The following is a 24,272-nucleotide window of genomic DNA, read 5'->3' on the forward strand; positions in this document are numbered from 1 at the left end:
TCGGGTCTTTTGCGGGGGTGGTGACTTAGGGAGGTGTCGGCTTCGAATGCCCCCTCCCTAACCCTCCCCCGCTTTGCGGGAGAGGGGACTGCCGCCGCTTCGACATTTACGTTACGCCGACAAGAGTCCGATCCCCTCTCCCGCGTGAGCGGGGGAGGGATAGGGAGGGGGCAACCCCACTGCCGAACCCTACCGCCCTTCGCCCAGCGCTTCCGCCGCGACGACGATGCGCAGCGCCAGCTCCTCCACCGCCTCGTCGCGGTTCATGTCGTAGAGAAGCTGCGCCAGCAGACGGCCGCGAGCCATCAGGCGGCGGGCGAGCGCCGGATCGGCGGGTTTGGCCAGCAGCGCCTCGACCAACCGTTCCCCGGTGAGGCGGGCCAGCGCGTCGCAGCGGTCGACCAGCCGCTGCTTCAGCGTGTCCACGGCGGCCGGGCGGCCGGCATGGCTGAGGTCGGCGCAGAAGTGGTGCAGGCTGCGCAGCTGCCGCAGCAGGGCGGCGAACAGCAGGTCGTCCAACTCGCCGCCGGCTGCCGCCTTGCCGATCAGATCGAACAAAGTGTCGGAAAGCCGCCATGCCGCCGACAGCCAGTCGTTCATCGCCTTGCGGTCGGCCGGCTCGACGAAGGGGCCGGATTCCTCCTTCGTCTCCTCCTGGTCGTCCAGGTTGCGCAGCGCGATGACGATCAGCCCGTCGGCCTGGGCCAACGTGGCGAGGCTGGCGTGCAGCGTCTTCAGTCCGCGGTCGGCGACGAAGCCCTCGATCGCCTCCGTCGCCCGGCGCAACGAATAACGGGCGAGCCGACGTGCTTGATAGACGACGTCCTGCAACGCGCTGCCGCCGCCCAATGCCTCCAGCACCATTCGCCGCACCTCGAAGCGCAGCAGGGCGCGGGCCAGCTGGTCTATGCCACCGACGTCGACGGGGCGGGTGTCCTTGGTCAGCCTGTCGGCGGTGGTGCGGGCATCGGCCTCGATGGCGGCGATCACCGCCTGGAGATGGCCCTTGCCGCCGCCGCGCATCCTGCTGACCAGCGTCCGCATCGCCTCGGCAAGGTCGACGGCGCCCGGCAGGCTTGCCTCATGGTCGGTGCGGCCGGTCACCAGCCGGTCGATCAGATGGTCGCGCACTCCCGGCAGCAGCACGTCCGTGATGATCTGCCCGATCGGCCGCAGCAGCGCTTCCATCAAGCGGCCGGGCGGCTGCCCGACCAGTCCCGGCAGCGGGTTGATCGGCTTGGGCACCAGCCGCGGCCGGTGCGGCTCCAGCAATTCCAGCACGGCGTCGCCGCGCAGGGGCGTGATCGACCCGCGCAGGAGCTGGGCGAGCCGCAGGGTGGTGCGCGCCTCCGCCATGCCGCGCGGCGGGCGGCTGTCGGGGGCGCCGGGCGCGGGAGCCGCCGGGTCGGCGGAAGGCGAGGGCCGGACAGGCGTCTGCGCGGGCACGGGCGGAGTGCGCCGGCGCCGGCTGTCGTCGTACTTGGTCGGCCAGAAGGCCATGCGGGTGCCGCCGGATCGTAAGCGTCGCTGTACTGAGTATGGGTACGGACCGTTCGGCTTCAAATGGACAATATTGCGACATGCGGCGACACGCCTCCGCCGGTTGCGGCGGGGAAGGCTTGGCACGCGCCGGCTTATGCAATATCCATATGAGAAGTAATGACATTCGGACGGAGCGGCTTGGCGTGACGGATGGGGCTCTGATGCGCGATGCGAATGGACGGACGGTGGAGGCCGACCCGCCGCCCGATTCTCCGCTGGCGTTGCGCGCCCACCGCACCAATCTCGTCAATGTCCCGGCCGCCGCGCTGTGCAGCGAAGCCTACAATGACGAGCCGCGGCGCCTGCGCATCGGCGCCACCCGCAGCGAACACGCCGCATTGTTCGAGGCGCTGGACGAAAGTTCCGACGCGCTGACCGCCTCCGATGTCTTCCAGCGCCATATGGCCGAGGTGTTCGGGGTCAATCCCGACTTCTCCGGGGCGGAGGGGCCGGACGGCAAGCGCCGTTTCCGCGCCAGCTACCTGCGCCTGCTGAAGGGCTGGATGTTCGACAGCAACCGCGCGGAAGGGGCGGTGCTGAAGGGCTGGGTGGAGAGCCGTTTCGGTTTGCTGCCGACCTTCCATGGCGAACCGATCCACCGCTTCGCCTCCGACGCCTGGGCGGCCTATGGCGAGCAGAAGCAGTCGACCCGCTTCCACAACAACAACATCCACCTGCAGCTCGACCTTCTGTACGAGTTCTGCCAGTGGACGATCCGCCGCGGCTGGCCCGACGCGCCGATGCCCAACTGGGCCTCGCACATCCGGCTGTACCGCGGCGTCAACGATTTCGAGGAACACCACATCGTCGCCCGGCCGGACAAGCGCACGGCGGTGCTGCGGCTGAACAACCTGTGTTCCTTTTCCATCAACCGCGACATCGCCGGCCAGTTCGGCGACTACATCCTCGATGCCTGGGTGCCGCTGTCCAAGGTGGTCTTCTTCCGCGACATTCTGCCGCGCTACCCGTTCCAGGGCGAAGGAGAATATCTGGTGATCGGCGGGGACTATCGGGTGGGTGTGTCGCTTCTCTGACAACCTCACGCCGGGCGTCGGCTTGTGGCCGTTTGCCGGGCGCACCAGGAAGGGGCGGGCGCTTTGCCCGATGGCATGACCGATCCGACGATTTTGACACCCGAGATCCGATCCCCTGAAATCCGATCCCCTGAAATCCGATCAAGGGCGCTCGGCGCCTATCTCGGCCTCGCCTGCGGCGATGCGCTGGGGGCGACGGTGGAGTTCCTGACCAAGGGCGAGATCGCCCACCAATATGGTGTCCACAAGCACATCAAGGGCGGCGGCTGGCTGAAGCTTCCGGCGGGGCAGGTGACCGACGACACCGAGATGTCGCTGCATCTCGGCCGCGCCATCCTGTCGGGTCCGGAATGGGAGGCCCGCCGCGCCGCCGAGGAGTTCGCGATCTGGCTGAAGTCGGTACCGGTCGATGTCGGCGACACGACACGGCGCGGCATCCGCCGCTTCATCATGCACGGCACGCTGGAGGAACCGGAGTCGGAATACCACGCCGGCAACGGCGCGGCGATGCGCAACCTGCCGGTGGCACTGGCGACGCTGGGCGACGACGCGGCGTTCGAACGCTGGTCGGTGGAGCAGTCGCACATCACCCATTGCAACCAGCTGTCCGATTCCGCGGTGATCGCGCTGGGTCGGATGGTGCGGCGGCTGGTTCTGGGCGGCGGCATCGTCGCCGCGCGGGAGGAGGCGAACGCCCTGATCGCCAGACACCGCCAGTTCAAGTTCGAACCCTACCGCGGCCTGTCCACCGCCTTCATCGTCGATACGGTGCAGACCGTCTTCCACTATTACTTCCAGACCGATTCGGTCGAATCCTGCGTGGTGGAGACGGTGAACCAGGGCGGCGACGCCGACACCACCGGCGCCATCGCCGGCATGCTGGCCGGCGCCACCTATGGCGTCGAGTCGATCCCGCCGCGCTGGCTGCGCAAGCTGGACCGCAAAGTTTACGACGAGATTTGTCAGCAAACCGACGCGCTGCTGGCCCGCGCGCCGCTGTTCCGGGAGAAATGACGATGACTGACGTGATTTTCTTCGAAAAGCCCGGCTGCGGCGGCAATGCCCGGCAGAAAGCCCTGCTGGAGCAGGCCGGTCACCGGGTGATCGCCCGCGACCTGCTCGCCGAGCCCTGGACGGCGGCGACGCTCCGTCCCTTCTTCGGCGACCGGCCGGTGGCGGACTGGTTCAACCGCGCTGCCCCGGCGGTGAAGAGCGGCGAGGTGGTGCCGGAGGCGATGGACGAGGCCGCGGCGCTCGCCGCGATGGTCGAACGGCCCTTACTGATCCGCCGCCCGCTGATGCAGGTCGGCGATCGCCGCGACTGCGGGTTCGAGACCGACCGGGTGGACGCCTGGATCGGGCTGGGCGGTGCTGTGCCGACGGCAGGGAAGATGGAGGGGTGCCTGCGGCCGGACATGCCGCCCTGTCCCAAACCATGAGGGCCGAAACCATGAAGCCCTAAACCATGAACGTCAGCGCGTGACCTTGCGCACCGCCTGTCGTAGCTTGTCGCCTCCGAGGCGACGACCAGCGGCAGACGAGGACACCATGTGCGAACTCCTGGGCATGAGCGCCAACGTGCCCACGGACATCTGTTTCAGCTTTGCCGGCCTGATGCGCCGCGGCGGGCAGACCGGTCCGCACCGCGACGGCTGGGGAATCGCCTTTTACGAGGGGAAGGGCTGCCGCACCTTCCACGACCCGTCGCCCAGTGCCGAGTCGGAGATCGCCCGGCTGGTCAGCCAATATTCGATCAAGTCCTGCACGGTGATCTCGCACATCCGCCGCGCCAACCGCGGCCGGGTGTCGCTGGAGAACACCCATCCCTTCACCCGCGAGCTGTGGGGCCGGGTGTGGACCTTCGCCCATAACGGCCAGTTGAAGGGCATCAAGGACCGCATCCTGACCTTCTACGAGCCGGTCGGCAGCACCGACAGCGAGCATGCCTTCTGCTGGCTGCTCGACCAGATCCGCATGCAGTATCCGGAGCCGCCGAAGACCACCTCCGGCCTGATGAAGCTGATCCGCCATCTTGCCGCCGATCTGGGGACGCTCGGCGTCTTCAACATGCTGCTCAGCGACGGGCGGTATCTGTGGTGCCATTGCGCCACCAACCTCGCCTGGCTGACCCGCAAGGCTCCCTTCGGCGCCGCGACCCTGCTCGATGCCGACATGAGCGTCGATTTCTCCAAGGAGACGACGCCCAACGACGTGGTCACCGTCGTCGCCACCCGGCCGCTGACCAGGGACGAGGCTTGGACGGTGATGCAGCCGGGCCAGATGGCGGTCTTCCGCAATGGGGCGCTGGTGACGCGCTGACCGGCTCCGTCCGGGCTGATTGTTGCTTCTCCAGAGACGATCTTTCGCGCACAACCCGGCTTAACCGCTGGAAAACAAAGGGGCATCTTGGCTGTCAGAAACCGGCCGCACATGACGGCCGCAACAACCAAGAGGCTCCTTCCGCCATGACCACGATCCTGCATGTCGACTCCAGCCCGCTCGGCACCGCCTCCGTCACCCGCCAGCTGACCGCCTCCATCGTCGAGGCCCTGGTGAAGGCCGAACCGTCGGCGACCGTCGTCGCCCGCGACGTCGCCGCCAATCCGCCGGACCACCTGACCGGCGAGCTGATGCAGGTCGTGAAGTTCCGCAACCTGGAAGGCCTCAGCGAGCGTCAGCGCGAAGAACTGGCCCTGACCGACGCCCTGGTCGACGAGTTCCTCGCCGCCGACGTCGTCGTGATCGGCGCCCCGATGTACAACTTCTCCATTCCGACCCAGCTGAAGGCCTGGATCGACCGCCTCGCCCAAGCCGGCCGCACCTTCCGCTACACCGAGAAGGGCCCCGAGGGTCTGGCCGGCGGCAAGCGCGTGATCGTCGCCTCGGGCCGCGGCGGCGTCTATTCGACCAACCCGGCGCTGGCCGGCCTGGATCACCAGGAAGCCTATCTGCGCACGGTCCTGGGCTTCTTCGGTATCACCGACGTGACCTTCATCCGCGCCGAGGGCATCGGCATGGGTCCGGAGGCCAAGGAGAAGGCGCTGGCCGGCGCTGCGAAGGAGATCGAAGGGCTGCTGGTGGCGGCTTGAGTTTTTGAGGGGGCGGATAACGCACGTGCCCCCTCCCTAACCCTCCCCCACCTTCGGTGGGAGAGGGGACTGCTGCCGTTCCTTTGCATGGCCCCCGCAAGCGTTCTACCCCCTCTCCCGCCGAAGGCGGGGGAGGGATGGGGAGGGGGCAACCACGGCCGACACCCCCCTACTGGAACGCCACTTCCGCCAGGCTGCGCAGCTTGCGGGAGTGGAGCGTCTCCATCCCGTGCCCGCGCAGCAGTTCCATCGCCAGCACGCCGATCTTCAGATGCTGGTCGACCCGCTCGCGATAGAAGCGGTCGGCCATGCCCGGCAGCTTCAACTGCCCGTGCATCGGCTTGTCCGACACGCACAGCAACGTCCCGTACGGCACGCGGAAGCGGAAGCCGTTGGCGGCGATCGTCGCGCTTTCCATGTCCAACGCGATGGCGCGGCTCTGGCTGAAGCGCATCAGCGGCTCGCGGTGATCGCGCAGCTCCCAGTTCCGGTTGTCGATGGTCGCCACCGTGCCGGTGCGCATGATGCCCTTCAGGTCGAAGCCCGACAGCCCGGTCACCCGCTCCACCGCCGTCTCCAGCGCCCGCTGAACCTCGGCCAGCGCCGGTACCGGCACCCACAGCGGGAGGTCGGCGTCCAGCACATGGTCCTCGCGGACATAGCCGTGGGCCAGCACATAGTCGCCCAGCCGCTGGGTCTGGCGCAGCCCCGCGCAATGGCCCAGCATCAGCCACGCATGCGGGCGCAGCACCGCGATATGGTCGGTGATCGTCTTGGCGTTGGACGGACCGACGCCGATGTTCACCAGCGTGATGCCGTTGCCGTCCGGCCGTTTCAGGTGATAGGCCGGCATCTGCGGCATTCGCATCAGCTTGGCCGAAGCGCCATCCAATGTGCCGCCGAGATTCTGGTTGGTGGTGACGATGTCGCCCGGCTCGACGAAGCTGTCATATTGGCAGCGGTAGGCGGCCAGTTCGGCATCACCGGTCGGCTCCATGATCTCGCGCGACAGGCGGATGAACTCGTCGACATAGAACTGGTAGTTGGTGAACAGGACGAAGTTCTGGAAATGCTCCGGCGCAGTGGCCGTGTAGTGGCGCAGCCGGTGCAGCGAGAAATCCACCCGGGGGGCGGTGAACAGGGCCAGCGGCTTCACCGCGTCCGGCCCGGTATCGCAGGTGCCGTTGACGATGGTGTCGTCCATCCGCGCCAGATCGGGCAGATCGAACAGATCCGGCAGCTTGGTCAGGCGGTCCGGCGGCAGATCGCCTTCCACATACATGCCGTTGGGAAAGGCGAAATGGATCGGGATCGCTTCTTCGCTGACACCGACCTCCAGCGGGACGCCGTGGTTGCGCAGCAGAAGCGTGAACTGTTCCAGCAGATAGCGTTCGAACAGGTCGGGCCGCGTCACCGTGGTGGCATGGACGCCGACCCCCTCGACGAAGCCGTAGGACAGCCGGGTGTCGACCGCGGCCCCCGACACGGCAGTCAGCCGCACATAGGGGTAATAGGCCCGGTTTCGTCCGCCTTCCTCTTCTCCCTGGGTATAGGCGGCGAAGCGGTCGCGCAGATATGCGGTGTTGCGGTCATAAATATCCCGCACGCAGGCCAGTGCGGCTTTGGCATCGGTGAAACGCCCGGCCGACCCGGGCTGGAGCGGGGCTTTGTCGTTCATGTCGTCAAAGATGGGGTACGAACGACCGGCTGGGAAGGCCGAATTTCGGCCATCCTCCGGTGCGTACCCATTCGGCGATGACGATCCGGCCCCTGCTTCCGCCCCTGCCGCTCAGTCGGCGTTCAGCCCCATCAGCGACTTGGCGAAGGCATCCGCATCGAACGGGCGCAGGTCATAGACGCCCTCGCCGACGCCGATGGCATGGACGGGGATCTTGAACTTCTCCGCCAGCGAGACCAGAACGCCGCCGCGGGCGGAGCCGTCCAGCTTGGTCAGGATCAGGCCGTTGACGTTGACCATGTCGCGGAAGATCTCGACCTGGCTGTGTGCATTCTGGCCGGTGGTGGCGTCCAGCGTCAGCAGGGTGGTGTGCGGCGCCGTCTCGTCCAGCTTCTTGATGACGCGGACGATCTTGCGCAGCTCCTCCATCAGGCCGGTCTTGTTCTGCAGACGGCCGGCGGTGTCGATCAGCAGCACGTCGACCTTCTCGGCCCGTGCCCGCTCCAGCGCGTCATAGGCCAGCCCGGCGGCATCCGCGCCGGTGTCGCGGGCGACGACCGGGCAGCCGGTACGCTCGCCCCAGATCTTCAGCTGGCTGACCGCGGCGGCGCGGAAGGTGTCGCCGGCGGCCAGCATCACGCTCTTGCCCTCCGCCTTGAACTGGCGGGCGAGCTTGCCGATGGTGGTGGTCTTGCCGGTGCCGTTGACGCCGACGACCAGGATGACATGCGGCTTCAGCGCCGGGTCCAGCACCAGCGGCTTGGCGACCGGCGTGACGATCTTCGACACCTCGGCCGCCAGCGTCGACTTGACCTCCTCCGGCGAGACCTCCTTGCCGAACCGGGTGCGTGCCAGTTCCGCCGTGACCTTCGCCGCGGTGGCCGGGCCGAGGTCGGCGGTGATCAGCAGCTCTTCCAGCTCTTCCAGCGCCTCGTCGTCCAGCTTGCGCTTGGTGAAGATGCCGGTGATGCCGTCGGTCAGCTTGGACGAGGACTTGGACAGCCCTTCCTTCAGCTTGGCGAACCAGCCCTTCTTGGTCGGCGGCGCCTCTTCGGCAGCGGCAGCGACGGGTGCCGGGGCTGGAGCCGGCGGCAGTTCCGGAACGGGCTCCGGCTCCGGCATCGGGGCAGGAGCCGCCGGGTTAGGAGCGGGCGGAGGCTCGACCGGTACGGCTGCGGGGGGAGGGGCGACCGGAGTCTGCGCGACGGGAGCCGGCGGCACGGGGCGCGGCGGTTCGGCGCTCGGCGGGGCGGGCGCCAACTCCGGCACCGGCTCGGCTTCCTGCTTGGGCACAGGCGGAGCGGCAGGCGGCGCCGGTGTCTTTTCCGGCTCCGGTTCCGGCGCGGGGGTAGTGGACTCCAGGGTGACCGATTCGTTCTTCGCCGCCTCGTCCTTGGGCGCGGTCTCTTCGGGCTTCTTGCGGCCGAACCAGCGGAAAATCATGGAGTGTCCACTATGAAAGGGGTCAGAGCGGGGTGCCGGTCAGCACGCCGTCCTTGATGCCGGTGATGGCGGCGGGCACCAGCGAGCCGGGCGAAAAAATCTGGCCCAGGCGGATCGCGGCGAAATGCTCGGTGCGGCCCAAATCGTCCTTCTCCACCAGCACGGTGGCGGTGCGGCCGACGAGGCTCGCCAGCGTGCGGGCCTCCGCCGCTTCGCCGACGGCGCGCAGGCGGGCGGCGCGTTCCTTGCGGACGGCACCGTCGACCTGCGGCATGCGGGCGGCCGGCGTGCCGGGGCGCGGGCTGTAGGGGAAGACATGCAGCCAGGTCAGGCCGCACTCCTCCACCAGCTTCATGGTGTTCTGGAACATCTCCTCGGTCTCCGTCGGGAAACCGGCGATGAAATCGGCGCCGAAGACCACATCGGGCCGGATCGAGCGCACCCGCTCGCAGAAGGCGATGGAGTCGGCGCGGCCGTGACGGCGCTTCATCCGCTTCAGCACCATGTCGTCACCGGCCTGCAGCGACAGGTGCAGGTGCGGCATCAGGCGCGGCTCGTTCTCGATCAGGCGCCAGAGGTCGTCGTCCATCTCGATGCAGTCGATGGAGGACAGGCGCAGCCGCGGCAGTTCCGGCACCAGCGCCAGCAGCCGGCGCACCATCTGTCCCAGCGACGGCGAGCCCGGCAGGTCGGGGCCGTAGCTGGTGATGTCGACGCCTGACAGCACCACCTCGTTGTAGCCGGCCTTCACCAGCGCCTGGACCTGCTCGACGATGCCGCCGATGGGGACGGAGCGCGACGGCCCGCGGCCATAGGGGATGATGCAGAAGGTGCAGCGGTGGTCGCAGCCCTGCTGGACCTGGACGAAGGCGCGGGCGCGGTCCTCGAATCCGCCGATCAGGTGACCGGCGGTCTCCTTCACAGACATGATGTCGTTGACCAGCACCTTCTCGGTCGGCGGCAGGCCCCAGCTTTCCGGCTGCAGCTTTTCCTGGTTGCCCAGGACCTGATCGACCTCCGGCATCGCCGCGAAGCGCTGCGGGTCGATCTGCGCGGCGCAGCCGGTGACGACGATGCGGGCGTCCGGCCGCTCGCGCCTCAGCTTGCGGATGGTCTGACGCGCCTGCCGTTCGGCTTCCGACGTCACGGCGCAGGTGTTGACGATCACCACGTCGTCCAGCCCGGCGCTGCGCGCATGGTTGCGCATCACCTCGGACTCGTAGGTGTTCAGGCGGCAGCCGAAGGTGACGATCTCGGGGCCGGTCTGCGTCGTGCTGTCGGTGCTGTCGCTCATTCCGAAACCAACTGGGCTGAAACCAGTTCAGCCGACAGCCGGCCGCTGAAGCTCAGCGCCACCGGGCCGGTCATCAGGACGCGGCCGTCCTCTGTCCATTCGATGGTCAGGGTGCCGCCGTCCAGGATGATGTCGGCCTTGCGGTCGGTCAGGCCGCGGCGGACGGCGGCCACCAGCGTGGCGCAGGACCCCGAACCGCAGGCCTGGGTGATGCCGGCCCCGCGCTCCCACACCCGCATGCGGATGGCGGTGGGCGACAGCACCTGGGCGAATTCGATGTTGGCGCGCTCGGGGAAGGACGGGTGGTTCTCGAAAACCGGGCCGACCTCGTCCAATGGCACCGCCTCGGCATCGTCGACGAAGAAGACCGCGTGCGGGTTGCCCATGTTCACCGCGACCGGAGCGGCGAACCCGCCATGCTCGACCGACTCGACCCGCAGCGTGTCGGCCGGGGCGGCCAGCGGAATCGCCGCCCAATCGAGGCGGGGGGCGCCCATGTCAACGGTGATGCGGCCGTTGTCGGCGCGATAGGCGTGCAGCAGACCTGCGGCGGTCTGGAAGCTGGCACGGTCACGCCCGCTCTCTTCCATCAGCAGCCAGCCGACGCAGCGCGACGCATTGCCGCAGGCCGCTGCTTCGCTGCCATCGGCGTTGCGGATGCGCATGAAGGCGTCGGCGCCCGGCGCGTCGGTCTGCTCCAGCACGATGAACTGGTCGCATCCGACGCCCATCCGGCGGTCGGCGATGGCGCGCACCTCCGCGCCCGAGGGGCGGTAGGTTTCGGAACGGGCGTCGATCACGACGAAGTCGTTGCCGAGGCCGTGCATCTTCAGGAATTCGCGGGTCATGGCCGCCGTTATATGGCGAGCCGCGGGCATAAGTCCATAAGGCGCCGCGCAACGCAGAATCGCGGCGGTTATGCCCCCTTGAACACCAGATGCTTCGATGCCGCGAAGTTGAAGAACATGCCGGCGATCGACCCGGCGGCCACCGCCAGGAAGGGATGCTCGGCCACCATCTGCACGCTCGATTCCAGCGCCACCGACACGCCGTAATTCACCACGCCGCCGATGGCGTTGGCGGCGATGAACTTGGCCCACTGGCGGTGCAGAGGCTCGCTCGCCGCGCCACGGAAGGTGAAGGCGCGGTTCAGCGCCCAGGTGGCGGTCGCCGCCGCGAAGAAGGACGGCACGCGGGCGGCGAAGAACTGCAGCCCCAGCGCCAGGCCGGCGTAGAGCACGACCGTGTCCACCACCAGCCCGATGACGCCGACGACGCCGAACTTGGCGAACTGCACCCCCAGCCGGCCAAGCCGGCTGTCCAGAAGGCTTGCGACCGATGCCATCACCGGCGCTCGTCCCCGCGTGCGCCGGCCAGCGGCGGGTGGTTGCCCGGCGCGCGCAGCGACAGGTAGCTCATGCGCTTGGCCTCGCGGCGGCCATGGGTGACGGTGTCCAGGATCAGGCCGCAGGTCAGGCTGAGGAAGGCCAGCAGCATCAGTCCGGTGGCGAGCAGGGCGGTGGGGAAACGCGGCACCAGCCCGGTCTCGAAATAGGTCGCGATCACCGGCACGCCCAGGATCATCGACAGCAGGGCCAGCAGCCCGAAGGCGGCGGAGAAGAAGGGCAGCGGCCGCTCCTCCTTCACCAGGATGATGATGGTGCGCAGGATGCGGATGCCGTCGCGGATGGTGTTCAGCTTGCTGTGCGATCCGGGCGGACGGTCCTTGTAGGGGGTCTTCACCTCGGCGATCGGCATGCGCAGCTCCAGCGCATGGACGGTCAGTTCCGTTTCGGTTTCGAAACCGCTGGCCAGCGCCGGGAAGGACTTCACGAAGCGGCGGGAGAAGACGCGGTATCCCGACAGCATGTCGCCGATGCGGCTGCCGAAGATCTTGGCGACCATGCCGGTCAGCACGAGGTTGCCGAAGCGGTGGCCGGGGCGATAGGCGGCGACGATCTCCGTCACCCGCGCGCCGTTGACCATGTCCAGCTGCTCGTCCCACAGGCGCCTGACCAGTTCCGGGGCGCTCGGGGCGTGATAGGTGTCGTCGCCGTCGACCAGCACATAGACGTCCGCCTCGATGTCGGCGAACATGCGGCGCATGACGTTGCCCTTGCCCTGCAGCGGCTCGCGCCGGACGACGGCGCCAGCGGCGCGCGCGACCTCCACCGTCCGGTCCTTCGAGTTGTTGTCGTAGACATAGACGATGGCGTCGGGCAGGGCCGCGCGGAAGTCCTGCACCACCTTGCCGATCGCCGCCTCCTCGTTGTAGCAGGGGATCAGCACCGCGACGGTGGGGGCCGGGCCTGCCTGCACAGCCGCCGCCGGCGTTCCGGAAGCGTCGGCGGCCGGGGTGGGGGCGGGGCGGTCGGCAGGGCGGTCGAGGGTCGATACGGTCATGGCGCTGGCTTCTGGCTGGGGACGGGACAGGCACGGCTGTCAGCGGCGATAAACAGCACAAACCCGCCGATTATTCCACTGTCTCCCGATTTCCGCCCACCCGGTCAACGGCGCAGAGGTTCAGCGTCTCGCCCAGATTGTTGGGAATCGGTCGGCAGCGTTGCGGGTCGAGCCGCAGGCCGAGCAGCTCCGCCGCCTTCGCCGCGCCGGCCGTGTCGGGGATGGTGCTCAGCATCAGGAAGGGGCCGCGGTGGGACGCCACCTTGTCCTTCATGATCGCGAGATAGCCGTTGCCGACCGAATCCGGCTGCAGGAAGTTCGATTGGATGCGCACGAAGGTGACACGCGGCGGGAAGGACGGGATGACGTGCGAGATGGCCCAATAGCCGGCCATCAGCACCATGGTATTGTCCGCATCCTCGATGGGCGGCACCTCCGCCTTGACCCATTTGTCCGCCCAGGCGACCCGCCCCCAATCGGCCGGCTGCACGGTCAACTGGACAACCGCCAGCAGCGCCACCGCAAGCCCGATGCGCAGCCGGCGCGCCAGCGGCAGCAGCCCGACCGCCATCACCAACCCCAGCGGCGCCAGCATCTCCAGCGGCACCAGATAGCGGTAGATGCAGAACATCACCACCCACAGCGCGTAGGTGACGCTCAGTGCCGTCAGCAGGAACCGCGTCGCCGGGGCCTCGGTCAGCCAATCGTTCCGCCTCCCCATCGACCGGCCGGCAACCGCGCAGACGAACCCGACCGGGACCAGAACGAACAGCGCCAGCACCCGCAGGTCGAACCACGGCACCTCGCCCACCGTCAGGGGGTGGACGGTGAAGACGAAGGGGAAGAACAGCCGCTGCCACAGGCCGGGCGGGAAGAAGCTGACATTGACGTAGTCGGAGATGGCGGCGAAGGGTGACTTGAAGATGTGGTTCATGTGCGGGAAGACCGGGTTCCCGTAATCGTGCCACAGATGCGCCATCCACACGCCGCCGCCCAGCGCCAGCCCCACCAGCACGCCGATGCCGAAGAAGAAGGCGAGCCACAGCCGCCGCCACGGCCGGGCGGGCAGGGCCAGGAAGCCCAGGCACAGCCCGACCGCATAGATCACCGTCGGATTCTTCAGCCCCATCGCCGCGCCGGCCAACAGACCGGCCGCCGCGACCCGTGCGAAGCTGGGCAGCGGTCGTCCCTCCAGGATGCCGGGCAGGCTGCCGGCGACCACCGCCGCCGCCCCCAGAACGCCCAGGCTGACCACATTGTCCTGAAAGGTGGTGCCGATCAGCCCCAGCGTCCCGCCGCCAAGACCGCCCATCACCGCCAGCGCAACAGCAACCAACGTCCGTTTCATGTCCGGAACGTTCCGCAGGCAAAATGATGCCAGCAGATAAAGCAGCGACAGGTTGATCCCCTGCAGCGTCCCCCACAGGAAGCCGGCCGCCCGCGCCGGCAGGTGGGTTGCCAGCCAATAGAAGGGCACGTCGAGGAAGGGGCTGTAGAAGCTCGGCATCTGCGCCACGAGCAGATCGCGTCCGATCCGCCCGGTCAGCATCGCATAGCCGTTGTACCAATGGTAATTCCGCAGGTCCCAGTTCGCGTCCATACCGAAGGCCAGCGTCAGCAGCCCATAGACCGGCGGGGCCAGCAGAAGGAAGGCGATGCCGATCAGGCGGGCACGGCGATCCGGTGGGCCATCCGACGAGCCATCCGATGGGCGGTCTGACGGGCGGTCTTCGCGGGAGGCGGCTATCGGCATCGGAACGGGACAACCTTGCTGTTGCGCGGTATTGTCCTTAGGTGGCGGTCGCGCTCTCCGCAAGGGGAATGCCGGTTCCGGTGCTGCGTTTCGGGGCCGGCAATCGGGCCGGACCGGGACGATCCCCAGCCATTCGCGCAACAAAGATGCGCAACAGTGCATTCCCGCATGCCTGTTCGCTCATTGCGTGCCGGGAAAAGGGCAAGCTTCCTCTGGCAATGGCTTGTTCGGTCTGCTATTCACCACGCTCTGCATGCGCACGCTTGCGCCTTCTTGCGCGACAGGATTTCTGGCGATGGAAAAGTTCACGGTTCTCACCGGCGTTGCGGCGCCGCTGCCGATGATCAATGTCGATACCGATATGATCATCCCGAAGCAGTTCCTGAAGACCATCAAGCGGACGGGGCTTGGCAAGCATCTGTTCGACGAGATGCGTTACACCCCCGACGGGCAGGAGATCCCGGACTTCGTCCTGAACAAGCCGGCCTACCGCAAGGCCAGCATCCTGGTTTCCGGCGACAATTTCGGCTGCGGCTCCTCGCGTGAGCATGCGCCGTGGGCGCTGGCCGACTTCGGCATCCGCTGCATCATCGCCCCCAGCTTCGCCGACATCTTCTACAACAACTGTTTCAAGAACGGCATCCTGCCGATCAAGTTGCCGAAGGAGCAGGTGGACCTGCTGCTCGACGACGCGTCGCGCGGGTCCAACGCCGTCATCTCGGTCGACCTTGAGAAGCAGACCATCACCGGCCCGGACGGCGGCACCATCTCCTTCGAGCTGGACCCGTTCCGCAAGCATTGCCTGCTGAACGGCCTGGACGATATCGGCCTGACGCTGCAGCAGGCGGCCCATATCGACGGGTACGAGGGCAAGCAGCGCGCCGGCCAGCCGTGGATGTGGGGCTGACCGCCCCCATCCTCCCCCGATCTCCTCAACTTCTGTCTTCTTGACGTCTGATATTTGGGAGTGCGCCCGCCATGGCCGCCAATAAGAAGCTTCTGTTCCTCCCCGGTGACGGTATCGGCCCGGAGGTGATGCGCCAGGTTCGCCGGGTCATCGACTGGATGGACCGCAAGCGCAAGATCACCTTCGACGTGTCCGAAGGTCTGGTCGGCGGCGCGGCCATCGAGGCCCACGGCGTTCCGCTGTCCGACGCCACGCTGGCCGAGGCGCTGGCGGTTGACGCGGTGATGCTGGGCGCCGTCGGCGGCCCGAAGTGGGACAACCCCAGCGACTACACCAAGCGTCCGGAAGCCGGCCTGCTGACCCTGCGCAAGGAACTGGGCCTGTTCGCCAACCTGCGCCCGGCGGTGGTGTTCGACGCGCTGGTCGACGCCTCGACCCTGAAGGCCGACGTCATCCGCGGGCTGGACATCCTGATCGTCCGCGAGCTGACCGGCGGCGTCTATTTCGGTGAGCCGCGCGGCATCACCGACATCGGCAACGGCGAGCGTCGCGGCGTCAACACCCAGGTCTACACCACGTCGGAAATCCGCCGCGTCGCCCGCGTCGCGTTCGAGCTGGCCCGTAAGCGCGGCAACAAGCTCTGCTCGATGGAAAAGGCGAACGTCATGGAATCCGGCCTGCTGTGGCGGCAGGAAGTGACCAAGCTGCACCAGGAAGAGTTCCAGGACGTCGAGCTGAGCCACATGTACGCCGACAACGGCGCCATGCAGCTGCTGAAGAACCCCAAGCAGTTCGACGTCATCGTCACCGACAACCTGTTCGGCGACATCCTGTCGGACGAGGCGGCGATGATGACCGGCTCGCTCGGCATGCTGCCGTCGGCCTCGCTGGGCGCTCCGGATGCCAACGGCCACCGCAAGGCCCTGTACGAGCCGGTGCACGGCTCCGCCCCGGACATCGCCGGCCGCGATCTCGCCAACCCCTGCGCGACGCTGCTGTCCTTCGCGATGTGCCTGCGCTACTCGTTCAACCTGGACGAGGACGCCAAGCTGATCGAACGGTCCATCCAGAACGTGCTGGGCGGCGGCATGCGCACGGCCGACATCATGGCCCCGGGCATGGCGCGCTGCTCCACCACCGTCATGGGCGATTCGATCCTGCGCGAGTTGGACAAGCTGGCGTCCTGATCGCCCAATCGGCAGTGCCTTGGTAAAAAGCCCCCGTCCGCAAGGACGGGGGCTTTTTCGTCTGCACGATCCATAGCGTTTCAATCGCCCCGGTCGGTCGCCGCGTCAGTCGCCGCCTGCCGGCCGGTCGGGAGACCGTCCGCCATGGCTCGCCTGTCCACCCTTGCGGCCGGCTTCCGCCGCCAGCGAGGGGTTCTTGGAGAAGCTGCGCGAGGAGGCGGGCACGCTACGCCCGCCCTTGCGCCCGGCTTCCGCCGCGAGTTCCGGGTTCTTTGAAAAGCTGCGTTTGTCGGCCGGTACGCTTTCGCCACCCTTGCTGGCAATTTGGCGTTGCCGATCAGGGTCCATCGACGCGAAGCCGCGGCCCGACGTACGATTGCTCTCTTTCGAGGCCATAACCAACCTCCGACTGTGCCTTGTTGATTCGACAACCGGACAGCCGGGGGGTTGGTTCCAAATCACCGATAAATTCTGCAACTGGAATTGTCGGTACGGCCAGCAATGTGGGGGCGGTTGCGCGGGGTGCCCCCTCCCTAACCCTCCCCCGCGTTCCGCGGGAGAGGGGACTGCCGCTGCACTCCCGCAAAGCTCCTGCCCCCTCTCCCGCGCCAGCGGGGGAGGGATGGGGAGGGGGCAAGCGCAGTCAGCACCACTCACCCCAACCGCGCGATCGCCTCCGCCAGGGTCACCAGCCGGCGGGCGTTCTCGACATGCAGGTTCTCCACCAGTTTGCCGTCGACCAGCACCACGCCCTTGCCGGCCGCGGCTGCCTCCGCATGGGCGGCGATGATGCGGTGGGCCTGGGCGATCTCCTCGGCGTCCGGCGCGAAGGCCGCATTGCAGGCGGCGATCGTCTTGGGATGGATCAGCGTCTTGCCGTCGAAGCCCAATTCGCGCCCCTGCCGGCAGGAGGCGGCGAAGCCCTCGTCGTCGTTCAGGTCCAGATGCACGCCGTCCAGCACCGCCAGCCCATAGGCCCGTGCCGCCAGCAGGCAGAGCCCCAGGCTGGTGATCATCGGCAGCCGCTGCGCCGTGTGGGCGGCGTGCAGGTCCTTGGCAAGGTCGGAGGTCCCGAGCACCAGCGCGCCGACGGCGGGGGAAGCCCCGGCGATCTCCTTGGCGTTCAGGATGCCCAGCGGCGTCTCCATCATGCACCAGATCGTCTGGCCGGCCGGCGCGCCGGCGGTGCGAAGCACCGCTTCAGCTTGCCGCACCGCGTCGGCGCTCTCCACCTTCGGTAGCAGCACGGCATCGGCGCCGCTGGTCGCGGCCATGCGCAGATCGTCATAGCCCCAGGGGGTGTTCAGCCCGTTGACGCGGACGATCAGCTCCCGCCCGCCATAGCCGCCGGCCGACAGCGCGGTCGCGATGGTGTCGCGCGCCATCGCCTTGGCGTCGGGGGCGACCGCATCCTCCAGGTCGAGGATCAACCCATCGGCGGGCAGGCTGCGCCCCTTCTCCAGGGCGCGGGCGTTCGAACCCGGCATGTAGAGCACGCTGCGGCGGGGGCGGACGGTCGTGGCCATGGCGGTTTCCCGGAAATGCGGATGGTTGGAGACGGCAGCTTTAGCCGCGGGGCGCCGCCCTGTCCATGGGCCAGGCCGTCACAGTGGCGCGTCCGAGCGGACCGGTGCAAGGGCAGGCGCATGGCAGCCATGCCGCAAGTCCCGGCCGTCGTCCCGGAGTCGGCGGCTTTACGCCCGGCGGACCGTCGCTTAGGCTTACCCTCATGAAAAGCGTCCTCACCATCCAATCGCACGTCGCCTATGGCTATGTCGGCAACCGGGCCGCGGTGTTTCCGCTGCAGCGGCTGGGGATCGACGCCACGGCGGTGAACACCGTCCAGTTCTCCAACCACACCGGCTATGGCGCCTGGACCGGGCAGGTCTTCGCGGCGGAGCATATCGCCGACATCGTCGACGGCATCGCCGCCCGCGGCGTGCTGCCGGCTCAGGACGCGGTGCTGTCCGGCTATATGGGCGCTGTCGAACTGGGGCAGGTGATCGTGGAGACCGCGGCGCGGGTGAAGGGCGCCAATCCGAATGCGATCTATTGCTGCGACCCGGTGATGGGCGATGTCGGGCGCGGCTTCTTCGTGCGGCCCGGACTGCCGGAATTCATCCGCGACCATGCGGTGCCCGCCGCTGACCTGATGACGCCGAACCAGTTCGAATTGGAATATCTGACCGACCGCAAGGTGGAGACGCTGGACGACGCGCTGGCCGCCACCGCTGCGCTGCGCGCGCGCGGGCCGCGGCTGGTCCTGGTCACCAGCCTGACCCGCAGCGACGCCGATCCCGACAGCATCGAAATGCTGGCGGACGGCGCCGACGGTTCCTGGCTGGTATCCACGCCGCGCCTGACCTTCGATCCGCCGCCCAACGGGTCGGGCGACGCGGTGGCGGCGCTGTTCCTCGGCCATTACCTGACCGCCTTCGACCCGGCCGACGCGCTGGAAAAGGCGGCGGCGGCGATCTTCGCCATCTTCGAGACGACCAAGCGCATCGGCACGCGGGAGCTTCAGCTGATCGCCGCCCAGGACGATTTCGTCAACCCGCCCCGCCGTTTCACCGCGACGCGTATTCGCTGATCCGCCTCTGTCGCACTTGCTGAGAGCGGCCTCCGGCCGCGTGCGTCCAGGCGGCCGGAGGCCGCGTGAGTCCAAGTGGTCTCAGGCCGCAGGCGCGGCGTGGCTGTCCATCTTGATCGAGCGATCGATCACCCGTTCCGCCGGCAGCCAAACCGTCATCGCGGTCCCGGCCCCCGGCGCGCTGCGGCAGGTCAGCGTTCCGCCATGCAGGTCGATGAAGTTCTTCGAGATCGACAGGCCCAGCCCGGTGCCCTCGTACCGGCGGTTCGCGGCATTCTCCGCCTGACGGAAGGGCTGGAACAGGTCGGCCATGAAGTCGTGCGGGATGCCGATCCCGGTGTCGGCCACCGTCAACGCGAAGCCGCCGTCCCCGTCCAGACCGGCGGTGATGGTGATGCTTCCGCCGCCGGGCGTGAACTTCACGGCGTTGGACAGCAGGTTCAGGATCACCTGCTTGAAGGCCCGGCGGTCGACCCACAGGGTTGCGACGGCTGCCGTCGCCTCGTTGTGGATGGCGACCCCGCCGGCGGCGGCGCGGTCGCGCACCATCATCAGGCATTGCCCGACCGCCTCATGCGCCTCGACCGCCTCTTCGCACAGCTCGAACTGGCCGGATTCCAGCTTCGACATGTCCAGCACGGCGTTGACGATGTCGAGCAGATGCCGGCCGCTGTCGTGGATGTCGGCGATGCAGGACTTCTGCCGCTCGTTGACCGCGCCGAAGAACTCGCTGTCCAATACCTCGGCGAAGCCGATGATGGCGTTCAGCGGGGTGCGCAGCTCGTGGCTCATGTTGGCGAGGAACTCGCTCTTCGCCCGGTTTCCCAGTTCCGCCTGCGTCTTCGAGGCGATCAGTTCCGCCTCCTGCTGTTTGCGGCGGGTCATGTCGCGGATGACGCCGACATAGATGCGCGGTTCGTCCGGACGCAGCGCGCCGACGGAGGCCGGGTAGGAGGCCGCGGCGCAGGGGCTGCCGCCCAACCGCAAATCGCTGACGGTGAAGCCGACCGGAAAGGCATGGCCGTCGCGGCGCAGCGCGGTCAGGTCGCGGTCGTTGGCGCCGCCGCGGGCGTCGGGGATCAGCGCCTCGATCGGCTGGCCGATCATCTCGCGCTCCGGCACGCCGAACATCATCTCGGCCGCCCGGTTGAAGGTGACGATGCGCCCGGCGCTGTCGAAGGTCACCACCGCATCCAGCATGGAATCGAGGATGCCGCGGATCCGGCGCGAGGCGCGGGCCAGCCGGGCCTGATCCTCCTCTCGCCGGGCATGCTGGCGGACGACGAAGGCGGTCAGCAGGGCGATGGCGATGGTCATGACCGTGCCGATGGCGGTCCAGGCCGCCGTGTCGCGCCGCCATTCGGCCAGCGCCGACCCCACCGGCAACGTCGCCACGATGACGAAGGGATAACCCTGCACCCGCCGCACGCTGACCAGGCTGTCGACCCCCGGCTGCGAACCGGCGGGGTTTGAACCGGGCATGGCGTCGCGGATGGTGGCCTCGTCTTGCGCCGCCAATGCCTGCCAGACGGCCGGCCAGTCGGTCAGCCGGGCCGGCGCATTGTGGCCCGGCGGCCGGTCCAGCAGGACCGTGCCGTCCGCCAGCGCCAGGATCACGCTGCCCTTGCGGTCGATGTCCCGCGATTCCAGCGTCGCCGCCAGCCGGTTCGGGTCGACCATGGCGACCAGTGCGCCGCGGAAGCCGCCGTTGCGATCCGTCCAGCGCCGGCTGAAGGGGATGATCCGCGTTCCGGTCCTCACCCGGCTGGCGATGGGGGCGCCGACATGCAGCCCCTGTCCGGCGCCGTCGCGCGGCCCGGCGAAATAGGCGCGGTCCGACAGTGTGACCGTCGGCAAAGGCGCCTCGGCCGAATGGTGCAGGGCAAGGCCGTCGGCGCCGACCACCACCAGATCGGCCAGTTCCGCGAAGGAATCGCGCCGCTCGCGCAGATGGTCGTGGATGGCCGGGCTGCCGCGCCGGGTGCCGTCCGGAAGCGTATCGAGCGCGAAGGCGAGATCGCGCAGAAGTTGGTCGACCGAAAAGGCGGTGCGCAGTGTCTGCGATTCCAGCATGCGGGCAAGATCGCGGGTGGCGCGTTCCCCCGCATCCAGCGCCTCGCGCCGGCCCAGCAACATGCCATAGCCGATCAGCGCGTCGACCACGAGGATGAAGGCGAGGCCGGAGGCGGTCATCAGGAAGCGCACCGACCCCAAACGGCCACGCAGCGCCTGCGCCAGACCGGCGGTGGAGCGGGGCAGCGGCGGAGAGGCGGACCCGGGGACGGGCATCGGCGTTGCGGCTTCCAGTGGGGGCTTGCGGCCGGACGGCCCATGTTGACTAAATGAACCGTTACCCTAAAGAAAGTGTAATTGGACTGAAACATGGGGATTGCCGATGCGCGCAGATGCCGCGCCGCCGCGTTCCCGCCCCGGGGGCCGTCTCAGTGGCTTTCACGGCGCCCTGCGCCACCCTGCCATTCCCCTCCCGCCATCCTGTCGGCGGTTGCCGGGAACGGCTCCATCCGCTAGGTAAGGGACCATCTTGGCAGCCGGATCGCCCATATTCCCATGACCGACGGACCGCTTTCGCTCTACCGCGCCCGCCGCGGCAGCGGCACGCTTCGCCCCGATCCCGACCAGGAACTGGCGGCGGAGAAGTTCCAAAGCCTGTATCAGGCGCTGAAGGGCTATCAGCCGCAGCCCGCCGGCGACGACAAGCCCTCCGGGGGAGGGTGGCTGGAACGGTTCGGTCTGGGTCGCCGCCGCGCCACGCCGCCGCCGCCGGACATCGCCTCCACCGCGCCGCAGGGGCTGTACATCTACGGCAGCGTCGGGCGCGGCAAGTCGATGCTGATGGACCTGTTCTATGAGACCGCCCCGGTCGACAAGAAGCGGCGCGTCCATTTCCACGAGTTCATGCTGGAGATCCACCAGCGCATCCACGACCATCGCCAATCCGGCAAGGGGAAGGGTGACGGCCCGGACGAGGCACTGCCCGAACTGGCCCGGGCGCTGGCCGACGAGGCGTGGCTGCTCTGCTTCGACGAGTTCCACGTCACCAACATCGTCGACGCGATGATTCTCGGCCGGCTGTTCACCAACCTGTTCGACCTGGGCGTGGTGGTGGTGGCGACCTCCAACTGGCCGCCGGACATGCTGTACAAGGACGGGCTCCAGCGCGAGCTGTTCCTGCCCTTCATCGCGCTTCTGAAGGAGAAGCTGGACATCCTGTCGCTGGACGGCCCTACCGACTACCGGCTGGACCGTCTGAAGGGCGTGCCGATCTACCACCACCCGCTGGGCGCGGCGTCGGACGCGGCGCTTGCCAAGGCCTTCTCAGACCTGACCGGCGGCGCGGCGGGCGAGCCCTGCAGCCTGACGGTGCAGGGTCGCCGCGTCGAGATCGACCGTGCCGCCAAATGCGTCGCCTGGGTCGATTTCTGGGACCTGTGCGGCAAGCCGCTGGGGGCGGCCGACTATCTGGCCATCGCCACCCATTTCCACACGGTCCTGATCGACCATGTCCCGACGATGAAGGACGAACTGCGGAACGAGGCCAAGCGCTTCATGACGCTGATCGACGCGCTGTACGAGCACAAGGTCAACGTCGTCATCGCCGCCGAAGGCCCGCCGGAACGCCTCTACCCGGAAGGCACCCACGCCTTCGAGTTCGAGCGCACGGTGAGCCGGCTGATGGAGATGCAGAGCGAGGACTATCTGCAGAGGCAGCATCTGACGTGATTATTTTCTGAGCGCCTTCCGGTCGGTGCCATATGTGTCTCTCCTGCTGGTCTCGGCATACAGGAGAGCGTCGCATCCGCCGGCCGATGCTCCACGCTCCGGCGCCACCCGCTGTGCCCTCTCCTTGCGAGGTCCTGTCTGGCCTGCGCCGGTGGTCGCCTGCAGCTAGCCTATGCGCCGTCACGGGCAGGAATGCCCGATGGAAGAGGGGACGAGAATATGTTCGTGATCCCGCCGAACAGGAGAATGCCGAGGATCGTGAGGTCGTGTCCGGTTCGGGAGGATGCACTCCGGAGGCGCAGGCTTGGACGACTCCAGCGGAAACGGCGGCTTTCGTGACTGTCCAGCAAGGCGTCAGGAAAGAAAGAGGCTGTCGGGCTTGCTGCAATGGCGCCGTATCGGCTCCTTCCTCCGCTCGAAGCTGATCGCCCTTGCGGCCGAATGGTTCGCCTGCTGAAACCGTTGTGGCGAGACAATCTGTTTTGAATTGCACTTCAGAAGTCGTATCATTCCCGGACTGACAGCCTAAAAGCTGCATGGGTTGTTTATGCCTGTCTTTTTTTGGGAACAATGGGAAATGAATATTGACGCTTGGGTAAGTAAAGCTGAATCATGCAGAGGCAGCGATAATATTTTCTACAATTTCAAATTTGAGACGCAAAAAAACATTGCAAATAAATCGACAATAAAAGCATTTGAAATGCATCTTTCTGGGTGTTCTGATAAAGATGATCATGCATTTATTCTTGAATATTTCTGCAGAAAATATGGATTGGTAAAAATGTCCGGTAGCACCGTGGACCATGCAAAATTTGGTCCACGCTTGTCCACCGTTGTAAAATGGTTTGTTGCTAAAGATACTTTGCTTTCGACGTGCGTGCATGATCCTTCTTTCGAAAGCCGATTGGAGTATCTTAGCTCTATCGATGATCATGATGAATACATTGAAGAGTTGGGTAAGCTTAGCCGGGAAGTTGACGAGTCTCTCAAGAGTGGCTCTGTCAAAGCCGGAAGCGCCGCCGCCGTTGTCGGTGTCGGGAGCGGCGGCAAGAGCTACGCGACGACGACGGTCACAATTGCTCCGCCCGACCTCAATCGGATTGGCGAACCTGAGACCCTGACGGTCTGCTGGCTCGCTCCTGAACGTGAGTTGAACGAGAAAATCGAATCGATGGTGGGAAAGGACGCAAGCCCGTCCAGGCGGCTGGCTGCAGCCATCAATGTGCTTGGGCTCAAGCCGGACCGGAAGCCCTATGACCTCCGGTTCGTGTTCACATTCGATGGGACGGCTTTTCCGGCTGAGGCGGTACGCCGTCCCACCATATTTGCGGGCGGCTTTCCGGACTGCTATCTATCCGCTGATAAAAGTGACGGATGGGGTCGAACTGAGCCGCTCAATGACGGCGTCGATATGCAGGCATGCGAGGAAGGGGTGCCCGAAGCAGTCTGCTCTGGTCTCCCCCTCCAAAGCGCTGCCAATATCAACTTGGTAGGATTTCTGACAGCCTCACAGTACAAGGACTGTGGGTGCCCAAAACCGGGTGTGGCTGCGAAAAGGCGCTTCGGAGAGGAATTCTGCCTCGAACATGACCGCAAAAGAACGGCTTAAGA

Annotated in this window: 22 protein-coding genes; 11 read left to right on the plus strand and 11 right to left on the minus strand. The window is 67.2% G+C overall.

Going from position 1 to position 24,272, the window contains the following annotated elements; translation table 11 throughout:
* Positions 1–189: 189 nt before the first annotated feature.
* On the minus strand, positions 190–1,500 hold the full coding sequence (locus tag FZ029_RS05450) for a hypothetical protein (protein ID WP_149268303.1): 1,311 nt from the start codon (positions 1,498–1,500) through the stop codon (positions 190–192).
* 203 nt (positions 1,501–1,703) lie between these two features.
* On the opposite strand from FZ029_RS05450, the gene FZ029_RS05455 reads away from it, so the two are divergent.
* The 5 genes from FZ029_RS05455 (at position 1,704) to FZ029_RS05475 (ending at position 5,665) form a co-directional block, all read left to right on the plus strand.
* Positions 1,704–2,576, plus strand: coding sequence for an NAD(+)--dinitrogen-reductase ADP-D-ribosyltransferase (locus FZ029_RS05455; protein ID WP_247892155.1), 873 nt, complete (start codon positions 1,704–1,706; stop codon positions 2,574–2,576).
* Positions 2,577–2,651: 75 nt separating this feature from the next.
* Positions 2,652–3,590 (plus strand): ADP-ribosyl-[dinitrogen reductase] hydrolase, encoded by a 939-nt coding sequence (gene draG / locus FZ029_RS05460; RefSeq protein WP_149268305.1) that lies wholly within the window; start codon positions 2,652–2,654, stop codon positions 3,588–3,590.
* Between the two features lie 2 nt (positions 3,591–3,592).
* Positions 3,593–4,015: an ArsC/Spx/MgsR family protein gene (locus tag FZ029_RS05465; protein WP_149268306.1), complete on the plus strand. Its 423-nt coding sequence runs from the start codon at positions 3,593–3,595 to the stop codon at positions 4,013–4,015.
* 109 nt (positions 4,016–4,124) lie between these two features.
* Complete coding sequence (locus FZ029_RS05470) at positions 4,125–4,895, plus strand: class II glutamine amidotransferase (protein ID WP_149268307.1); 771 nt, start codon at positions 4,125–4,127, stop codon at positions 4,893–4,895.
* Between the two features lie 146 nt (positions 4,896–5,041).
* A complete protein-coding gene (locus FZ029_RS05475; RefSeq protein WP_149268308.1) occupies positions 5,042–5,665 on the plus strand; it encodes an FMN-dependent NADH-azoreductase in 624 nt (207 codons plus the stop codon).
* A gap of 169 nt (positions 5,666–5,834) precedes the next feature.
* Here the strand turns inward: FZ029_RS05475 and FZ029_RS05480 are convergent, their stop codons facing one another.
* The 7 genes from FZ029_RS05480 to FZ029_RS05510 all read right to left on the minus strand — a co-directional run bounded on the left by FZ029_RS05480 (position 5,835) and on the right by FZ029_RS05510 (position 14,236).
* Positions 5,835–7,343, minus strand: coding sequence for an AMP nucleosidase (locus tag FZ029_RS05480; protein WP_149197407.1), 1,509 nt, complete (start codon positions 7,341–7,343; stop codon positions 5,835–5,837).
* Between the two features lie 111 nt (positions 7,344–7,454).
* The gene (ftsY, locus tag FZ029_RS05485; protein ID WP_149268309.1) at positions 7,455–8,786 is read right to left on the minus strand and encodes a signal recognition particle-docking protein FtsY; all 1,332 of its coding nucleotides are present in this window, start codon (positions 8,784–8,786) and stop codon (positions 7,455–7,457) included.
* Between the two features lie 22 nt (positions 8,787–8,808).
* A complete protein-coding gene (gene mtaB / locus FZ029_RS05490) occupies positions 8,809–10,080 on the minus strand; it encodes a tRNA (N(6)-L-threonylcarbamoyladenosine(37)-C(2))-methylthiotransferase MtaB (RefSeq protein ID WP_149268310.1) in 1,272 nt (423 codons plus the stop codon).
* Positions 10,077–10,928, minus strand: coding sequence for a diaminopimelate epimerase (dapF, locus tag FZ029_RS05495; RefSeq protein ID WP_149268311.1), 852 nt, complete (start codon positions 10,926–10,928; stop codon positions 10,077–10,079). Before dapF ends, mtaB begins: the two co-directional genes overlap by 4 nt.
* Before the next feature lie 68 nt (positions 10,929–10,996).
* Positions 10,997–11,425 (minus strand): GtrA family protein, encoded by a 429-nt coding sequence (locus FZ029_RS05500; protein WP_149268312.1) that lies wholly within the window; start codon positions 11,423–11,425, stop codon positions 10,997–10,999.
* Entirely contained in the window at positions 11,425–12,483 is a 1,059-nt protein-coding gene (locus FZ029_RS05505; protein ID WP_149268313.1) for a glycosyltransferase family 2 protein, read from the minus strand. The genes FZ029_RS05500 and FZ029_RS05505 overlap by 1 nt, the downstream gene beginning before the upstream one ends.
* A gap of 70 nt (positions 12,484–12,553) precedes the next feature.
* On the minus strand, positions 12,554–14,236 hold the full coding sequence (locus tag FZ029_RS05510; protein ID WP_247892156.1) for a hypothetical protein: 1,683 nt from the start codon (positions 14,234–14,236) through the stop codon (positions 12,554–12,556).
* A 295-nt stretch (positions 14,237–14,531) separates the two neighbouring features.
* Here FZ029_RS05510 and leuD point away from each other — a divergent pair, with 295 nt between their 5' ends.
* A complete protein-coding gene (gene leuD / locus FZ029_RS05515; protein WP_109075248.1) occupies positions 14,532–15,143 on the plus strand; it encodes a 3-isopropylmalate dehydratase small subunit in 612 nt (203 codons plus the stop codon).
* A gap of 71 nt (positions 15,144–15,214) precedes the next feature.
* Complete coding sequence (gene leuB / locus FZ029_RS05520) at positions 15,215–16,330, plus strand: 3-isopropylmalate dehydrogenase (protein WP_149268314.1); 1,116 nt, start codon at positions 15,215–15,217, stop codon at positions 16,328–16,330.
* 105 nt (positions 16,331–16,435) lie between these two features.
* On the opposite strand, the gene FZ029_RS05525 is transcribed toward leuB, so the two are convergent.
* Together FZ029_RS05525 and FZ029_RS05530 are read right to left on the minus strand one after the other, a co-directional pair.
* The gene (locus FZ029_RS05525; RefSeq protein WP_149268315.1) at positions 16,436–16,726 is read right to left on the minus strand and encodes a KGG domain-containing protein; all 291 of its coding nucleotides are present in this window, start codon (positions 16,724–16,726) and stop codon (positions 16,436–16,438) included.
* A gap of 257 nt (positions 16,727–16,983) precedes the next feature.
* Complete coding sequence (locus FZ029_RS05530; RefSeq protein WP_149268316.1) at positions 16,984–17,856, minus strand: CoA ester lyase; 873 nt, start codon at positions 17,854–17,856, stop codon at positions 16,984–16,986.
* A gap of 203 nt (positions 17,857–18,059) precedes the next feature.
* On the opposite strand from FZ029_RS05530, the gene pdxY reads away from it, so the two are divergent.
* Entirely contained in the window at positions 18,060–18,920 is an 861-nt protein-coding gene (gene pdxY, locus FZ029_RS05535; RefSeq protein ID WP_149268317.1) for a pyridoxal kinase PdxY, read from the plus strand.
* 81 nt (positions 18,921–19,001) lie between these two features.
* Here the strand turns inward: pdxY and FZ029_RS05540 are convergent, their stop codons facing one another.
* Positions 19,002–21,209, minus strand: coding sequence for an ATP-binding protein (locus FZ029_RS05540; protein ID WP_149268318.1), 2,208 nt, complete (start codon positions 21,207–21,209; stop codon positions 19,002–19,004).
* Between the two features lie 279 nt (positions 21,210–21,488).
* On the opposite strand from FZ029_RS05540, the gene zapE reads away from it, so the two are divergent.
* The 3 genes from zapE to FZ029_RS05550 all read left to right on the plus strand — a co-directional run bounded on the left by zapE (position 21,489) and on the right by FZ029_RS05550 (position 24,270).
* A complete protein-coding gene (gene zapE, locus FZ029_RS05545) occupies positions 21,489–22,661 on the plus strand; it encodes a cell division protein ZapE (protein WP_149268319.1) in 1,173 nt (390 codons plus the stop codon).
* 304 nt (positions 22,662–22,965) lie between these two features.
* On the plus strand, positions 22,966–23,118 hold the full coding sequence (locus tag FZ029_RS32905) for a hypothetical protein (protein ID WP_188051821.1): 153 nt from the start codon (positions 22,966–22,968) through the stop codon (positions 23,116–23,118).
* A 120-nt stretch (positions 23,119–23,238) separates the two neighbouring features.
* Positions 23,239–24,270 carry a hypothetical protein gene (locus tag FZ029_RS05550; protein ID WP_211104095.1) on the plus strand — a complete coding sequence of 344 codons (1,032 nt, stop codon included), beginning with the start codon at positions 23,239–23,241 and terminating at the stop codon, positions 24,268–24,270.
* Positions 24,271–24,272 lie beyond the last annotated feature (2 nt).

This window comes from Azospirillum sp. Sh1 (genome assembly GCF_008365135.1).
In the GTDB taxonomy this organism is placed as follows: Bacteria; Pseudomonadota; Alphaproteobacteria; order Azospirillales; family Azospirillaceae; genus Azospirillum; species Azospirillum oryzae.

Bases quoted from the DNA above. Each gene is read 5' to 3' on its own strand.
- FZ029_RS05450 (WP_149268303.1), bottom strand. From the start codon at position 1,500: ATGGCCTTCTGGCCGACCAAGTACGACGACAGCCGGCGCCGGCGCACT.
- FZ029_RS05455 (WP_247892155.1), top strand. From the start codon at position 1,704: ATGCGCGATGCGAATGGACGGACGGTGGAGGCCGACCCGCCGCCCGAT.
- draG (WP_149268305.1), top strand. From the start codon at position 2,652: ATGACCGATCCGACGATTTTGACACCCGAGATCCGATCCCCTGAAATC.
- FZ029_RS05465 (WP_149268306.1), top strand. From the start codon at position 3,593: ATGACTGACGTGATTTTCTTCGAAAAGCCCGGCTGCGGCGGCAATGCC.
- FZ029_RS05470 (WP_149268307.1), top strand. From the start codon at position 4,125: ATGTGCGAACTCCTGGGCATGAGCGCCAACGTGCCCACGGACATCTGT.
- FZ029_RS05475 (WP_149268308.1), top strand. From the start codon at position 5,042: ATGACCACGATCCTGCATGTCGACTCCAGCCCGCTCGGCACCGCCTCC.
- FZ029_RS05480 (WP_149197407.1), bottom strand. From the start codon at position 7,343: ATGAACGACAAAGCCCCGCTCCAGCCCGGGTCGGCCGGGCGTTTCACC.
- ftsY (WP_149268309.1), bottom strand. From the start codon at position 8,786: ATGATTTTCCGCTGGTTCGGCCGCAAGAAGCCCGAAGAGACCGCGCCC.
- mtaB (WP_149268310.1), bottom strand. From the start codon at position 10,080: ATGAGCGACAGCACCGACAGCACGACGCAGACCGGCCCCGAGATCGTC.
- dapF (WP_149268311.1), bottom strand. From the start codon at position 10,928: ATGACCCGCGAATTCCTGAAGATGCACGGCCTCGGCAACGACTTCGTC.
- FZ029_RS05500 (WP_149268312.1), bottom strand. From the start codon at position 11,425: ATGGCATCGGTCGCAAGCCTTCTGGACAGCCGGCTTGGCCGGCTGGGG.
- FZ029_RS05505 (WP_149268313.1), bottom strand. From the start codon at position 12,483: ATGACCGTATCGACCCTCGACCGCCCTGCCGACCGCCCCGCCCCCACC.
- FZ029_RS05510 (WP_247892156.1), bottom strand. From the start codon at position 14,236: ATGCCGATAGCCGCCTCCCGCGAAGACCGCCCGTCAGACCGCCCATCG.
- leuD (WP_109075248.1), top strand. From the start codon at position 14,532: ATGGAAAAGTTCACGGTTCTCACCGGCGTTGCGGCGCCGCTGCCGATG.
- leuB (WP_149268314.1), top strand. From the start codon at position 15,215: ATGGCCGCCAATAAGAAGCTTCTGTTCCTCCCCGGTGACGGTATCGGC.
- FZ029_RS05525 (WP_149268315.1), bottom strand. From the start codon at position 16,726: ATGGCCTCGAAAGAGAGCAATCGTACGTCGGGCCGCGGCTTCGCGTCG.
- FZ029_RS05530 (WP_149268316.1), bottom strand. From the start codon at position 17,856: ATGGCCACGACCGTCCGCCCCCGCCGCAGCGTGCTCTACATGCCGGGT.
- pdxY (WP_149268317.1), top strand. From the start codon at position 18,060: ATGAAAAGCGTCCTCACCATCCAATCGCACGTCGCCTATGGCTATGTC.
- FZ029_RS05540 (WP_149268318.1), bottom strand. From the start codon at position 21,209: ATGCCCGTCCCCGGGTCCGCCTCTCCGCCGCTGCCCCGCTCCACCGCC.
- zapE (WP_149268319.1), top strand. From the start codon at position 21,489: ATGACCGACGGACCGCTTTCGCTCTACCGCGCCCGCCGCGGCAGCGGC.
- FZ029_RS05550 (WP_211104095.1), top strand. From the start codon at position 23,239: ATGAATATTGACGCTTGGGTAAGTAAAGCTGAATCATGCAGAGGCAGC.